Source organism: Methylotenera oryzisoli, assembly GCF_004661485.1.
Lineage (GTDB): Bacteria > Pseudomonadota > Gammaproteobacteria > Burkholderiales > Methylophilaceae > Methylotenera > Methylotenera oryzisoli.
In genome coordinates this window covers 41350-56167 of the sequence record NZ_PQVH01000015.1, presented here as the reverse complement: position 1 = coordinate 56167, position 14818 = coordinate 41350, and the positions used below count along the sequence as shown (strand labels likewise).

General features: G+C 47.2%; 16 protein-coding genes. 4 read left to right on the top strand and 12 right to left on the bottom strand.

Features of this window, described 5'->3' with window-relative positions; genetic code table 11:
• Positions 1-32: 32 nt before the first annotated feature.
• From tadA to C3Y98_RS12245, 3 genes are read right to left on the bottom strand one after another with little or no spacing between them, the layout of a single operon-like run.
• Positions 33-530, bottom strand: coding sequence for a tRNA adenosine(34) deaminase TadA (gene tadA / locus C3Y98_RS12255; protein ID WP_135278913.1), 498 nt, complete (start codon positions 528-530; stop codon positions 33-35).
• Between the two features lie 36 nt (positions 531-566).
• On the bottom strand, positions 567-1019 hold the full coding sequence (locus tag C3Y98_RS12250; RefSeq protein ID WP_135278911.1) for a phosphate-starvation-inducible PsiE family protein: 453 nt from the start codon (positions 1017-1019) through the stop codon (positions 567-569).
• 11 nt (positions 1020-1030) lie between these two features.
• Entirely contained in the window at positions 1031-1945 is a 915-nt protein-coding gene (locus C3Y98_RS12245; RefSeq protein WP_135278910.1) for a LysR family transcriptional regulator, read from the bottom strand.
• Between the two features lie 258 nt (positions 1946-2203).
• On the opposite strand from C3Y98_RS12245, the gene C3Y98_RS12240 reads away from it, so the two are divergent.
• The 4 genes from C3Y98_RS12240 (at position 2204) to C3Y98_RS12225 (ending at position 5008) form a co-directional block, all read left to right on the top strand.
• Positions 2204-2815, top strand: a complete 612-nt coding sequence (locus C3Y98_RS12240) for a YceI family protein (RefSeq protein WP_135278908.1) — start codon at positions 2204-2206, stop codon at positions 2813-2815.
• 32 nt (positions 2816-2847) lie between these two features.
• Positions 2848-3927 (top strand): alkene reductase, encoded by a 1080-nt coding sequence (locus C3Y98_RS12235; RefSeq protein WP_135278906.1) that lies wholly within the window; start codon positions 2848-2850, stop codon positions 3925-3927.
• Between the two features lie 7 nt (positions 3928-3934).
• Positions 3935-4546, top strand: coding sequence for a nitroreductase family protein (locus C3Y98_RS12230; protein ID WP_135278904.1), 612 nt, complete (start codon positions 3935-3937; stop codon positions 4544-4546).
• A 90-nt stretch (positions 4547-4636) separates the two neighbouring features.
• The gene (locus tag C3Y98_RS12225) at positions 4637-5008 is read left to right on the top strand and encodes a thioredoxin family protein (RefSeq protein WP_135278902.1); all 372 of its coding nucleotides are present in this window, start codon (positions 4637-4639) and stop codon (positions 5006-5008) included.
• A gap of 174 nt (positions 5009-5182) precedes the next feature.
• On the opposite strand, the gene C3Y98_RS12220 is transcribed toward C3Y98_RS12225, so the two are convergent.
• The 9 genes from C3Y98_RS12220 to C3Y98_RS12180 form a co-directional block, all read right to left on the bottom strand.
• Complete coding sequence (locus C3Y98_RS12220; RefSeq protein ID WP_135278901.1) at positions 5183-5539, bottom strand: hypothetical protein; 357 nt, start codon at positions 5537-5539, stop codon at positions 5183-5185.
• Between the two features lie 21 nt (positions 5540-5560).
• Entirely contained in the window at positions 5561-6604 is a 1044-nt protein-coding gene (locus C3Y98_RS12215; protein WP_135278899.1) for a peptidoglycan DD-metalloendopeptidase family protein, read from the bottom strand.
• Positions 6601-7239, bottom strand: a complete 639-nt coding sequence (locus tag C3Y98_RS12210) for a protein-L-isoaspartate(D-aspartate) O-methyltransferase (protein WP_135278919.1) — start codon at positions 7237-7239, stop codon at positions 6601-6603. The genes C3Y98_RS12215 and C3Y98_RS12210 overlap by 4 nt, the downstream gene beginning before the upstream one ends.
• 55 nt (positions 7240-7294) lie before the next feature.
• Positions 7295-8038, bottom strand: a complete 744-nt coding sequence (surE, locus tag C3Y98_RS12205; protein WP_135278897.1) for a 5'/3'-nucleotidase SurE — start codon at positions 8036-8038, stop codon at positions 7295-7297.
• An 88-nt stretch (positions 8039-8126) separates the two neighbouring features.
• Positions 8127-8489, bottom strand: a complete 363-nt coding sequence (locus C3Y98_RS12200; protein ID WP_135278896.1) for a DUF2069 domain-containing protein — start codon at positions 8487-8489, stop codon at positions 8127-8129.
• A gap of 55 nt (positions 8490-8544) precedes the next feature.
• Complete coding sequence (locus C3Y98_RS12195; protein WP_135278894.1) at positions 8545-9270, bottom strand: HugZ family pyridoxamine 5'-phosphate oxidase; 726 nt, start codon at positions 9268-9270, stop codon at positions 8545-8547.
• A 3-nt stretch (positions 9271-9273) separates the two neighbouring features.
• On the bottom strand, positions 9274-9873 hold the full coding sequence (gene wrbA / locus C3Y98_RS12190; protein WP_135278892.1) for an NAD(P)H:quinone oxidoreductase: 600 nt from the start codon (positions 9871-9873) through the stop codon (positions 9274-9276).
• 13 nt (positions 9874-9886) lie between these two features.
• Complete coding sequence (locus C3Y98_RS12185) at positions 9887-13048, bottom strand: translocation/assembly module TamB domain-containing protein (protein WP_135278890.1); 3162 nt, start codon at positions 13046-13048, stop codon at positions 9887-9889.
• On the bottom strand, positions 13048-14793 hold the full coding sequence (locus tag C3Y98_RS12180) for an autotransporter assembly complex protein TamA (RefSeq protein ID WP_135278889.1): 1746 nt from the start codon (positions 14791-14793) through the stop codon (positions 13048-13050). Before C3Y98_RS12180 ends, C3Y98_RS12185 begins: the two co-directional genes overlap by 1 nt.
• Positions 14794-14818 lie beyond the last annotated feature (25 nt).

The following is a 14818-nucleotide window of genomic DNA, read 5'->3' as shown; positions in this document are numbered from 1 at the left end:
GCGCCAATAAAAAACCCGCCGAAGCGGGTTTTTTATTGGCGCTGCAGTTTTGCTAATTTACGCCGTTCAGAAAAGAAGTTGGATAGCATCATGCCGCATTCGTCAGCCAGTAAGCCGCTGGCGACCGTGGTGTGATGGTTGAGTTTTTGTTCAGCCATGAGGTTAACTACACTACCGCAGGCGCCAGTTTTCTGGTCGCTGGCACCATACACCAGTTTAGCGATGCGTGCGTGTTGGATTGCGCCAGCACACATTGCGCATGGCTCCAATGTGACATACAGTGTGCAATCTACTAAACGATAGTTGCCTAGGTGTTGTGCGGCATCGCGCATGGCTTGAATCTCGGCATGAGCGCTTGGGTCGTGCAGCGTGATAGGTGCGTTGCTGCCGCGCCCGATAATCACACCGTCTTTCACTACGATTGCGCCCACTGGCACTTCGCCGGCTAGGGCGGCTTCTCTTGCCAAAGTTAGCGCTATGTTCATGAAGGCTTGGTCTTGTTCGGTCGTGTTGATGGTGTTAATTGTCATATGATTAATTACTTTGTTTTATGTAGCCGCAGGCGTTTAATCTTGTTCTTTTTGCGCCCAGCGCACCAGCACATAAACCAAGCCTAAAACAAAGGCACCACCTACCCATATTGCAATCTCTTCCGTGGTAGGCGAAGCGTCCTGTACAGGCATCACGATGAGTTTACGCAAGAACAGTACTAGCACAACTTCAACAAAGGTTTCTACCTGAAGTTTGCTGCCCTGCAGATAGCGTATTTCTGCAGAGATGAGAGCGGAAATCGACCATAACAGCATGAGTGTGCCAAGTGCATGTAAAAAGCCATGTACCAGGTTGTGCGCATTTGCCGCTGCAAACACATCTTTAAAAAATAGCCAGGTAAACATAATCACTGAGGTAGCAAGCGCTAAGCCAATAATGATATGGGCAAATCCGTTAAGCCATTGCATGGCTTTGATTGCAAAGCTATTAATGCGGGCGAAATTCTTTGGCAGTTGTTCTTGTGACATCCTAATGTCTTTCATTGTGCGGGTGATAATAAAATATCATTTATATTCAGTAATTGGAATTGTTTAATAAACCACTGTTGCGCTTTGCCGCCGTCGCTACGCCAAGCAAGAAAAACCATGACCTCATGCTTGGGCTTGGCTACTTGTTTAATGATGAGTTGCCCTTTACTTGCATAATACTCTGCAATTTTTCTGGGGATATAACCAGCCCCTAGTCCCGCAATTTGTGCCTGCAGTTTGAAGTGCATGCTGGGCAGGGTCAACACATCTTGCCCGGATAAAATGCCCACGGTTCTTGGCGGTAAATTGCGTGAGCTATCTGCAGCTGCAATAGCGCGGTAGCGAATAATGTCTTGGTCCTGTAACGGGTCTGCTAACTTTGCCAACGGATGGTGTGGAGCCACTGCGTAACTAAACTCCATTGAGCCGATTGGTTTGGTCGTAAAGCCGTTGACCGGTGGTGCGTCCCCCGGGCTGCCTAAAGTGATATCAGCGCGGCCGCTAATCAGTGCATCCCAGCCGCCACCAAATACTTCTTGTGTCAGTTTGATTCTGGTGCCGAAATTCTGGCTATAAAATTTATCTAAGATCGGGTAAATGCTGGTGATATCAAATAAATCACTCACAGCAATGGTGAGTTCGGTTTCTACCCCTTTTGCCACACGCTTAACTCTTGATTCTAGTTCGCTTGCGGCATTGAGTAGGTTGCGCCCTTCTTTAAGTAACTCCGCTCCGGCTAAAGTCAGCTCTGCCCGGTGCCCGCTGCGGTTAAAGAGCTGAACGTTTAAGTCTTCTTCCAGTTTTCTGACTGTGTAGGTAATTGCAGAGGGTACACGAAATAGGGATTCTGCAGCAGCAGCAAAGCTACCTTTGCGTGCAATAGCATCTAATACCTCAAGTGACTCTAATGATAGTTTAGTGGACATTATTGATAGCCAACCTTAGTCAGATTATTTGAATAAAACGTGCAAAATTATTAGCTATTAGTATAAAGATATTAGTAATAACATGCTGTTAATTATTCAATTAACTTGAATGGTAGGTGCGTGTGCAACATTGACGTGGTGTTAATGTGAATTTTTGGACTGAAAGCAGGTCTGGGCTTAAGTGGTATTAAACATCAATAAAGTAGTTGTTGTCAGTAAATGTTGTGATGACAAACTAAGTTCAAAAAAGGATGACATATGAAATACGTACATTTAAAAACGACTGCGTTATTACTAGGGGTGCTATTTTCAGGGATGAGCGCAGCGATTGCGGCGCCGGTTGCTTATAAAATTGACGCGGCACATAGTTTTGCTAACTGGAGTGTGCGCCATGTGGTAGCAAAGGCATCCGGCACTTTTAACGATATTACTGGCAATATTTTGATTGATGCTGACAATTTATCCAATTCATCGGTAGACGCCAAAATTAATGTGCTAAGTGTGAATAGCGGGCTGGCCAAGCGTGACGCGCACATTAAGGAAAAAGATTACCTGAATGCAGAGAAGTTTTCTGAAATGAGTTTTGTAAGCACCAAAATCGAGGCTAAAAGCGCAACAGAAGGCGTGATGACTGGTAAGTTCACCATGCATGGTGTGACTAAAGAAATTACTTTGCCATTTAAAGTGCTAGGTTTCGGTAACGACCCTTGGGGTGGCGAGCGTAGTGGTTTTGAGGCAAAAACCTCACTGAAAGCCTCTGATTACGGTTTTGGCTGGGGGGTTAAACCCAACAGCCCAGTCGGTGACGACATTGAGATTACCTTATTGATTGAAGCGGTAAAACCCGCTGCCGATAAGACCAAAAAATAATTGAGACATTCAACATTAGTTAGGAGTAAAGCATGGCATTAGATCTATTTAGCCCAGTAAAACTAGGCAGTATTCAATTGAGCAACCGTATTGTCATGGCGCCGCTTACGCGCAATAGAGCAGGGGCGGAGGGAGTGCCTCAGCCTCTAAACGTGACTTATTACGAGCAGCGTGCCAGCGCTGGCCTGATTGTCACTGAGGCCACACCAATTTCAGCCATGGCGCACGGCTATCCAGCATTGCCTGGTATCTATACCGACGCGCAAGTTGCAGGATGGAAGAAGATTACCGATGCTGTTCACGCAAAAGGCGGCAAGATTGTGATTCAGCTCTGGCACGTAGGCCGTATCTCTCATCCTAGTTTGCTGCCAGAAGGTGCGCTGCCAGTTGCGCCATCGGCCATTAAGCCGGCAGGGCAGGCGTTTACTTATCAAGGTTTGGTCGATTATGTAGAACCGCGCGCGTTGGCGCTGAATGAGCTGCCAGGCATTATTGCTGACTATGTGCATGCAACGAAAGCCGCCTTGGCCGCAGGGTTTGATGGGGTAGAGATACATGCGGCTAATGGTTATTTATTGGATCAGTTCCTACGTGATGGGACTAACAAGCGTACAGATCAGTACGGTGGTAGTGTTGAAAACCGTGCGCGATTCTTATTAGAAGTGACCAAAGCTGTTGTGGACGTAGCCGGTGCGGATAAAGTTGGTGTACGTATTTCACCAGTTAATCCATTTAACGATATGCAGGACAGCAATCCGCAAGCGCTGTTTAATTATGTGGCAGAGGCCCTTAATCAATTTAACCTCGCCTATTTGCACGTGGTAGAGGGTGGTATTCATGGTGGTGGTTTATCTGATCCGTTTGACTTTGATGCGTTACGCAAGTTATTTAAAGGCGCTTACATGGCTAATTTGGCTTACGATAAAGCGCGGGGCAATGCGGTGATTGCAAATGGTCATGCAGATGTAGTGGCATATGGTGTACCATTTATCGCAAATCCTGATTTAGTTGCGCGATTTAAACTAGATGCGCCACTAAATGAAGCGGATTCATCATCATTTTACGGTGGTGCCGAAAAAGGCTACACCGACTACCCATTTATTGAGGAATAACTTAAATATGCATAATCCTGCCATTACACAAGTGCCGATTGATAACACGCTAGCAAACCGATGGAGCGGACGTGCCTATGATGCAGCTAAGAGCGTGACGCAAGCGCAGGTGATTGCTTTGCTGGAAGCTGCAAGATGGGCACCTTCTTGCTTTGGCGATCAGCCTTGGCGTTTTATTGTTTGGGATAAAAATACAGATGCAGCCAGCTGGCAGCAAGCGTTTGATTGCCTGGTACCAGGTAATCAGGCTTGGGTGAAAGATGCGTCAGTACTCTTGCTGATTTGTGCGGATACCTTGTTTGGTCACAACCAGAAAGCTAACCGTTGGGCGCAATACGATACCGGTGCAGCGGCGGAGAATGTATGTTTACAAGCCTCGACCATGGGTTTAATGGCACACCAGATGGGCGGTTTTGATCCTGATAAAGCACGTGCCACGTTCAATATCCCTGAGCAATACACCTTGATGGCGATGATGTCTGTTGGTTACCAAGCGGATATTGCCACTTTAGAAGGTGATATTTTGGCAAGAGAAACCGCACCGCGTAGCAGAAAGCCTTTGTCTGAGCTGTTTTTTGGCGCGACATGGGGTAAGCCTGTGCCTGGTGTGAGTGAATAGCTACATTGCGAATCTAAAACTTAACGAAAGATATGGCTTCTGATAAACTGCTATTTTTAGGTGTTACCTTACTCAATTAAAGGCAAAATTATGGCAGTTATTGCACTTACCAAAGCTAATTTTAAAGAAACGATAGAAAATAATCCTTTTGTGATTGTTGATTTTTGGGCGCAATGGTGTGATCCATGTGTTGCTTTCACACCTACGTTTGAAGCTGCGGCAGAGAAAAACCCAGACATCGTATTTGGTATGGTCAATACTGAAGCTGACCCTGAAATCGGCGAGTATTTTGAAGTGACGCAAATTCCAGGTATTTTAGTGATTCGCGAGCAAGCAGGAATTCATGCGCAAGTAGGTGAGATTGGTGCGCCGGCGTTTGATGAAATTATCAAATGGGCACGTGATTTTGATATGACGCCTGTGCGTGAGTACTATAAGCAACAGGCGCAAGCAGCTAACTAGCCTTGAGATTAAGCTGAGTATCAACCCTCAGCATTAATACAACACAATAAAAAAGCGGCCTAGGCCGCTTTTTTATTGTGTTGTCTTCTAGTGTGCTTTTTTATTTAGAGTACTGTTTTTATTACACTTTTTACCCCGCCTACGTTTACGCAAGCTCGCGTTGCACTGGCAGGGCTAGAAAGAGCCGGTTGTATATAATCTAAACAAGTAGAATACGCCAACTGCCATCATGAAGTACATAGGCAGGTCGCCGCTTTTTTTGGTTTCTGATTTATTAGGTGAGCTGACCCACTTGTTCACTACCCATAGTGCTAAAATGATGACTGGAATCATCAGCATGCTGGTAGTAGATTCAAACAGCTTGCTCATCAGGGTTGAAAGCCAGCCATCCTCACGAAACAGCTCTAAAGCAAGCCCAGTAATGCCCACAAGCATAAGACCCATGCGTATTGTTGCAGCCAGTACACTGGCTTTGCTCTCTGGCTTAATGTCTTTATTTTTTAGATATTTGTTAGGCTCTTGTTTTGCCATTTTTGCTCCTGAGGCGCTTATTTAATCTGCACTGAGAAACTTCATCGGGTCTACAGATTTACCTTGTTGCCTGATTTCAAAATGTAGTTTTACTGTGTTACTGTCAGTATCGCCCATTTCTGCAATTTTTTGGCCGCTAGTCACTTGCTGGCCTTCTTTGACCAAAATCAGGCTGTTGTTTGCATACACCGATAAATAAGTGGCGCTGTGTTTTACGATCACCAACTTACCATAGCCGCGTAAGTCCGAGCCGCTATAAATGACTTTACCTGGTGCTGCCGCCTGCACGGCTTGCCCCATCTTGCCTGAGATATCTATCCCTTTATTGCCTGCATCGTTAAAGTTGGCAATCACCTTGCCTTTGGTAGGCCATGCCCAAGTTAAAGCGCCAGTCGGTTCTAGCTTGGTTTTTGCTTCGGCAACGGGTTCTGTTGATTTAGTCTCAGGCTTGGATTCGACTATTGGTTTTTCAGGTGATTTTTCTGGTGCTTTCTCTGCAGTAGGTTTTTTAATGGCATTAGCAGTGGATGCGGGCGTGCTGGCAATGGTTTTTGCGACTGGCAGCGGTTGCTTGTAAGCGGCATCACTGTACGGCTCGCGTAGCGCTTTAGGTTCGTTAATACTGATTGCTGCTGCAGGGGGGTGCGCGTTGGTGCTTGCTTCTGGAGTATTGTCAGCACCGATGGCATAAGTGACAACACCATTATTATCTTGTGCTGTGCTGTGCTGCACACTCGGCTCTGTCGTGGCTATGGCCTCATTTAAAGGCGAAAACTTAAGGGTTTGTCCAATTTTAATCAGGTAAGGTGCACTGATATTATTTACCTGAGCAATTTCCTTGTAGTCGTAACCATGCTCAAGGCCTATGCTATATAGGGTGTCGCCTTTTTTAACCACGTAGCTTGCCGGGCGCCAGTCTGTACCCACTTTGTGGGTGGCAGTTTTGGTTTGCGGCTTATTGGATTTTGCCTGCGGTATGCGATCGATTACCGGTGCTTGGGTGGTGCTGCATGCAAAGTTCAGCAATGAAATCAATAAGATGATGAAACAGCGTGATGCATTCATTGTGAGGTAGTGCCGCCGAGTAAGGGAACAAACTTGACAGGTTCCAGCTGCGTTTGACGGTAGTCATTTGCTGATACGCGCTCTACAAGATACAAGATTTGCTCATCGGTACCAACCGGGATCACTAAACGGCCGCCAACCGCCAGCTGTGTTAGTAAATCCGGCGGAATGTGGCTTGCCGCAGCGGTAACGATAATGGCATCAAATGGTGCGAGCTGGGCCAAACCCATATTGCCATCTGCGTGGTCTAACTTGACGTTAATGCATTTGAGCTTACGTAGATGATCGCGCGCTTTTAATAGTAAAGGGCGGATACGCTCTACAGAATAAACCTCTTTAGCCAGCTTAGATAATACGGCTGTTTGATAGCCGCAACCCGTGCCGATTTCGAGTACTTTTTCTAAAGGCTGGCCATTACGCAGTAACTCAGACATGCGCGCAACGATATACGGTTGCGAGATGGTTTGCCCAAAGCCAATCGGCAGAGAGACGTCTTCATAAGCGCGAATCGAGAGGGCTTCGTCAACAAAAATATGGCGTGCTGTGCTGCCAATGGCTGCGAGCACCACTTCATCTTTAATGCCTTGCTCGCGCAGTCGATTAAGCATGCGGTCACGCGTACGTTGCGATGTCATGCCGATGCCAGCTTGCGATGATTTGATTAATGCCACGATTTTATTTCCAGTATTATTAGCTAGATAACCATTGTTTGATGTCATTCAGCTGTGCGTGGCAGGTTAAATCAACTTGAATGGGCGAAATCGAAACTTGCTGATTTGCAACGGCGTGAAAATCGGTACCTACACCACCGTCATTAGGTTGCCCTGCAGCGCCAACCCAGTATACCGTTTCATTACGCGGTGTTTTAAGCTGTACCACTGGCTCGGCCTTATGGCGTTTGCCTAGGCGTGTTACCGTGCGTCCTTGCAATGCATCATAAGGAATATCTGGCACATTGACATTGAGAAGTGTAGGTGCGCTGAACCCATTCTTCTGATAATGCTGGATCAGTTCCACGGCGACTCTTGCCGCTGTTTCAAAATGGGTGGAGTTATGCTGAGACATCGAAACCGCGATAGAAGGGATGCCGAGCAGATAGCCTTCCATCGCAGCCGCCACTGTGCCTGAGTAGATGGTGTCATCGCCCATATTGGCGCCATCATTAATGCCGCTGATCACCATGTCCGGCATGGTATCCATCAAACCTGTGAGTGCAATATGCACGCAATCTGTTGGTGTGCCATTTACGTAAAAAAAGCCGTTAGATGCTTTTTTTACGCTTAGCGGGCGGTCAAGTGTGAGAGAGTTACTCGCACCGCTACGATTTCTTTCAGGCGCAACCACGGTAATATCTGCAATTTTTGCAATATGTTCGGCTAGGATATTTAAACCTGGTGCGAAGTAACCATCATCATTTGAGAGCAGTATTTTCATGTGCAGCTTATAAATCGTATTTTCATGGCTAAATTATAGTAGAAGACAGTATGTTTGGTGCGGTATCTATGTAAAAACTTATATGTGTTTATGGGTTTTTTACGCTGTTTTGTGGCGGTTGGCGTGTCAGCCTTGCGTAAAAAATCGTGCACGTAAAAAATAAGACGGTCAGGATGACTTCGGCTAACGCAAGTTGGGCGGAAATTCCCACATCAGCCCATGCGCGCACTACGCCTTCGGTAAAGTAAAACAAAATGAACATACATGACCATTGATAGGTGTAACGCTTGCCGCGCAATATGCCAAATAAAGGCAGTAATAGCGGCAATACCTTGAATATCAGCAATGAACCGCCCGGTTTTAATGGTGCTAATACAGCCTCCCATGCCAAGGTTAATAGGATGAGCGCGATGAGGCTAATAGAGGCGCCCAGTTGGAGTCTTTGTATCATTTGAGGTTTATTCACGTTGGCGTTTGCTTACTTTAGGGTTAGTTTAAGCTTGAGTTTAAGCGTTGATTGATTTGGAAAGGCTGACCAAGGCCGCACGTGCAGATTGTGCATCATGGATAGGTGCTGCAAATGCAAAGCGTAATGTCATGGTTTGGTTATTCACAGTCGCGGCAACATCAAAGCCGTCACAATCAATCCCTAGCATATTGGCTTGCGTGGCCTCAACGCCGTGCACATGTCGGCAGTAGGCAATCAGGCTGTCGGCATGGTCTGTATTCATGTGATTGAGGATGTGTGCTTCCTGAGCTGCCAGTATTGAATCTGTAGGCATGCCTGTCACCAGATCGCTGCCTGATAGCCAGCCCATTTTGCCAAAACCTGCAATATAGCGGCATGTTTCAATCTGGATGCGGTAAAAAGCAAAATCATGCATATCAAAGTAACCGCTGGCTTGCGGCAGATAACGCAAATAGCGAGCGCGTAAATCAGCATCTTCATTTTTATCAATGATATGCGCGTTACCTAGCAAGGTCAGTCTGGCGTTGGCTTGCAAGTCCTCAGCACCAGCAAATACCAGCAATGATACTTTAGGGTTGGTTGCGATGTTTTTGGTGTGTTCTGCAATGTTGCTAATCAAAATGATAGGCTGGCATTGATGATCTAACACAAATGGCGCAACTGAGCCGAACGGATAGCCCTCGAACTTTGCTGAATGGGTTGAAAGTATGGCAGTGCGAGTGCTTCTTAAAAACTGTCTCGCTTCTAGGTGTAGCTGACTCATGGTTTAAAGTTTTCTCGCTAGCTTAAGCGCGGTTTCCGCAAGGCGCTTGCCTAAGGCGATACACAGTTTTTTCTCATCATCGCTGATAGGTTTGTCGTCCATAGTGCCGCCAATATGGCTTGCACCGTAAGGTGTGCCACCAGAGGTAGTGGCGGACAGCGCCGGTTCGGAGTATGGTAAACCCACCATAATCATGCCATGGTGCATTAACGGCAGCATCATGGTGAGGAGTGTGGTTTCGTTGCCGCCGTGCATAGAGCCTGTAGAGGTAAATACCGCCGCTGCTTTGTTCGACATCGCGCCTTTTAACCATAAACTGGTAGTGCCATCTAAAAAGTACTTCATCGGTGCCGCCATATTGCCAAAACGGGTAGGGCTACCCAACGCTACGCCTATGCATTCTTCTAGATCTTGCAGCTCCGCGTATGGGTCGCCCGTGCTTGGGATGTCAGATTCAGTTGCTTCGCAATTGGCTGATACTTTAGGGACTGTACGGATGCGTGCCTTGACGCCATCTACGCTTTGCACACCACGAGCAATCAGCTGCGCCATTTCGCGCACTGCGCCACCTTGAGAATAGTATAGAACTAGGATTTCGCTCATGAGATTAATCTGATTATTTGAAGCTGAAAGTATATAACACATCGACAGCACTTTCATTGCCGGCTTCGGCGCGGAGTGCCCAGCGTGGTGTGATATTGAATGTGAGTCTTGCTATGTCTTGTAGGCCGCTAATGCTTTTGGCATAGCTAAGATAAAGCTGTGAGCTTAGTCGCTTGCCTAGTGTGACTGATGCGTTTTCTGCATCACCGCCGGCGAAGCTGAACTCATCCAGCCCAGCAGCGCGTGCTATCTGGCTTTGTAATGGAACGGATTGCCCTTGTGAGAATAGAGCGCCTGCTGCTAGTGACAGTATGGCAAAGTCAGTTTTGCCAGCTTGTTCTGTACCGTGACCTAACACTAGCCATGCAAGCTTGTCGGTATCCGGTACATTAGGGTCTGAAACCAATTTAATTTCAGGGATTAAGGCGCTGCCTGTAATTTCAACACCTGCATTGACTGGCTTGCTATCGCGCATGGCACGGATGTTTAGGCCTGGATTATCCATCACGCCGTTAAAGTTTAATATGCCGCGCTCTATGTTAAGTATTTGGCCATAAGCCATGAACGTACCTTTAGAAACAGCAATGCTGCCTTCTGTGTGCGGTCTGTATTCGGTGCGGCCGGTTAGGGTCAATGCTCCGGTCAGTTTTGCATCTAGGCCGCGACCGCGTAAGGTAAAGTCGTCACCTAGCCCGATATGCAGCCCGTTCAGCAATATTTGTAATAATGGTTCTTTTTTAATCGAGGTTTCCCCTAGGATAATGACATCATCACTTAGCGTAGGGGTGTCTTCTTGCGCCATTTCTATTAGGCCATTGTTGACGCTGAAGTCACCTAAAATGCTAAGCAGGTTGTCCTCAAGAATAGTTTTTCCGGTTCCGCTAATGACTAGCAGGCGGTCAGCTCTAGAGAAGATACTAAACTGATTGGCGTTCCAGTTAAGCTCAGCCTTGGGTTGGCCCTGCTCAAATCGCACCCAGCCGTTAGCGCTTAGCTTACCTGAGCCACCTTGCCAGATAGCTTGCTCGATTTGCAGTTGATTACTTTCAAAGTGTGCTTGGAAATTACCGTTGTTGAGCTGGATGCCCTCTGATGGCAAGTTAAAGTTGATATTGCTGCCATTGACTGTGCCATTCAGGTTTGGCTGTGCGAGCGTACCATCAGCGGATACAGTTAATGCGACTTGCCCATCTAGGTCTGCATCCATCAATGTTGTGGGCATGGGTAGCCAGGCTAATGTATTGAGTTTTGCACTGGCGGAAAGCTGCAGAGGCGCGTTGTTGAGTAAGCTAAATCCCGCTTCTGTTTTTGTGAGCTGGCTTGCAAGTTTTGCGCTGATTGTGCCAAAGTTCTTACCATCAACATCTGCTTCGACGCGCAGCGCGTTGTCCACCACATCTAGCGCCAGTTTTGCTGTTGATAGCCCCAGTGGCTGCGTGCTGCCATCAGGTTTTGTTAATGTGAAATCACCGTTTTCACGCCATAAGCCAAGGTGCGCATTGATTGAGTTTTGCGTCTCAACCATCCATTCTCCTGAAAAACTTGGGCTGCCTTGCAGTGTGCTGGGCAACGGTAATAGTTCTGGTGGTAGGTCGCTCAGGCTTAATTGTGATAACGTGCCTTTGCTTGCCAGTTTTCCGTTGCCTAAGGCGAGCTGCTCGATATTGATGTTGCCATGATTCAGCGCCAAACTCGCTTGTGTCAGGGTGATGCTATCAGCATCTGCACTTAGCGTTGCCGGTGTTTTGAGTTTGACTGGTGTTAGCCCAGAGTAATCCAGCTGTTGCAACAAGCCTTGCCACTGTCTTTTTAGTGAAGATGTATTTAAAGTAAGTCCGCCTTTTAACGTGCTTTGCAATTTAGCATCGTTGCTATCAGCGTTAATGGTGATTACATGGTTTGCTTGTGTGCCGTTTAAAGTGATATTGCCATTAAATGGCGCATTGTTGCCATATCGGGTGTTATTGGCTGTAATTGTTGCAGTCATCGTGCCGTTATCACCAGCTAGCATGTTGGCATCGCCAGTTAATTCGTTAATCTGTAGACCATTGGTGAGTTGTATTCTTTCACCAAGTAATTTGATATTTAGCGATGGATTATCCAGCGCACCATCAATTGCACCGCTCGCGCTAATCTTTCCAGCTAATGCCGGATCAAATGTTGCAAGGTTTGGCAGGTCGGCCTGCCAGGTTAGGTGAGTATTTTGAGCATTAATATTACCTGTACCTTTAATTTTGTTGGCGGCAACACTCAGCTCAAATGTGAGCTGCTCCAGTGCGCTGGCGGTGAGCTGTGCATTGGCGGAGGCAGAAACTACTTGCGTTTGCCACGTGCTGTCATGGCTGGTGATATTGAGCGTTGCAATAGGGGTGGGTTTGAGTGCCCCCTCTAACATTAAATCTAGATTAAGCTTGGCTGCGGGGTAGTTACCTAGGCGTTCAGGACGTAAGGCTAAAAGCTGGCTATGCACACGTATCGCATAATGATGATTCAGCTCAACTTGACCATGCACCAGCAGCTGTGCCGCAGCCTGTTCGTTATCTGATTTTAATAGGCTGATTTTTCCATTTTGTGATGTTAACCAGGCGCTGGTATCAATGTTAAGTCTATTTAGGTCACCACTTAATTGTGCGTTTAAGTCATAAGCGTAAGGCGGTTCAGCGTTTTTGAGTAAGAGGTCGCCTTTGAGTGTAAATGGTTTGCTGGCACTCATATTGATGTGTGCTGAGGCATTGCCCCATGGAGTTTGTGCGTGTGATAAGCTGAGTTTTAGTGTGTTGGCGTTGCCTTCAAATGCTAACTTTACATTGTAAAAAGTCTGGCGTTCATCTTGCGAGACAATCACGACTTCGCTGATTTCAGACTGTAGTACCGAGATGGGAAGTGGCAGATTAATGCGTTTGGGCAGCTGTGACTGCTCAGGCTCACTATCACTGCCTTTAATCGTGATAATCAAGCGTTTGGCTTTTAATTGTTCAACGACCAGTTTGCCATCGCCAAAGGGGGAAAGTTGCCAGCGTGCACTGAGTTTTTCCAGCTTCAGGTGAATGTTGTCTAAATCATGGCTGAAGCTATCTAAGCTTGAGCTGACGCTAATCGGCATCTCGCTATGTGCCGATGAAAACAGCAGTAAGGTGATGCTAATGAGCAGAATGTGCAAGTAGCGGCGTGCCATTAGAATATCACCCCGATATTAAAATGCATGCGGTAGTCGTTAGTTTCCTGACCATAGGCAATGTCAGCACCAATCGGGCCTACAGGGCTTTTCCATCTTGCGCCCAAGCCGTATCCATACACTGGTTTTAAATCTTTTAGGCTATTCGCTGCGTTACCAAAGTCGGTAAAGATGGCTGCGCCCCATTCCGGCGTGAGCCATTGAATTACCTCAATGCTGCCTGTGGCAAGGTAGCGTGCCCCGACGATTGCATCACCTTCGGTTACGCCTAGGCTTTGGTAGCCATAACCGCGGACAGACTGGTCACCACCAGCGCGAAACAGGAAGGTGGCTGGAGCGCTGTTTTTCCCATGCACCATGCCAAGCTCGGCACGGGCGATTAACTGCGTGCTTTTAGTGATTGGATAATAGGCTTGTGTTTTTAAATAGCTTTGCAGAAAAGTCCCGCTCGCAAGCGACGCTAACGGTGCGCCATTAAACTGGGCATTGAATAAATAGCCGCGTGTAGGGTTAAGGTTATTATCGGTGCGTCTGAGGGTGATACCGTAACCTAAAGTGGCCGCGTAGTTGTCGGAGGAGTCAGCACTATCCAGATTCACGTGCTCTGCTAACAGATTAGCACCAACGTATTGTTCGCGTTTGAGGGAGCCCCATGCGCGCTTTACACCGGCTTGCGTGACTGTGGTGGTTTGTCCCTCAATCTCTGTTCTGGTCGCGGCGATATTGGCACTGTCGCGATAGCCAGTTGCAGTGGTGGGTAAGCGAATCGTGCCAGATAGTGATTGTAGTTTTTGCTCTAATCTGAGGCTGGATGTCATGCGCCAATTACGGTCAAACACATTTAAGTGTTCTACAGTCAGCTGTGTACGCGCCCCTGTGTTGGTACTAAAACCTGCACCGGTGCTGACTTTAATCGATTTGTTTTCATCCACTTTAATTTTAATTGGCGCTAGCGCTGGCTGTTGGCCGCCAAGTGCAGCCTTGTTATCCGCGGTGACTTCTACCGTGCGGAAGTAGCCACTTTCCTGTAACCGCGTTTGAAAGGTGAGCAACTGTGATTGGCTATACACTTCGTTCGGTTTAATCGGGTTTAGATGATGGATAATGCTTTCTGGATAGCGTTGCAGGCCTTCGATTTGAAGCTCGCCAAAATGTACAGTGGTGCCGCTATCTACCGTAATTTCTAATGTCGCAGTTTGTTGTTGAATATCGATACTGGCTTTGGTATCAGTAATGATTGCGTTTGGGTAACGGTTGACCAATAACTTGGTCAGTAAGCCTCGTTTTGCCGCGGTCCAAGCAGCCTGCTGGAACTGTGCCCCGGCTGGTAGTGGCCATTCTTCACGTAGCTGTTGCTCGTTTGGTAGGCCTCTGTGCGCTTGTGTGATGTCGCCGGAAAATTTGATATTGACGCTGCCAACCAGAGTAGGCGTGCCGGGGTTAACTGACAGTACGGTGAGGTTTTCAAGTTGGTTTTGCGTGGACTTGACGCTGACCTGCGCTGAGAAATAGCCCTCTGTTGCGAGTAACTCTTTGATTTGTTTAGGCGCTTCAGTGGATAAGCGCTTCCACTCGTTGGGAGACATGCGTGGATTGGTGCGCCACTTAATGATGTCAAGATGATTTTCTAACAGTGTCTTTAGCGGGCCAGGTGCTTCGATTTCTACTTGGTAGCTCGCGTTATCAGCATACGCGAGCACTCCCCAACACAATAAGACTAGGTAGATGATCAGGCTTCTAGTCAAATTCAGAAGCCCTTTTATCATTAAA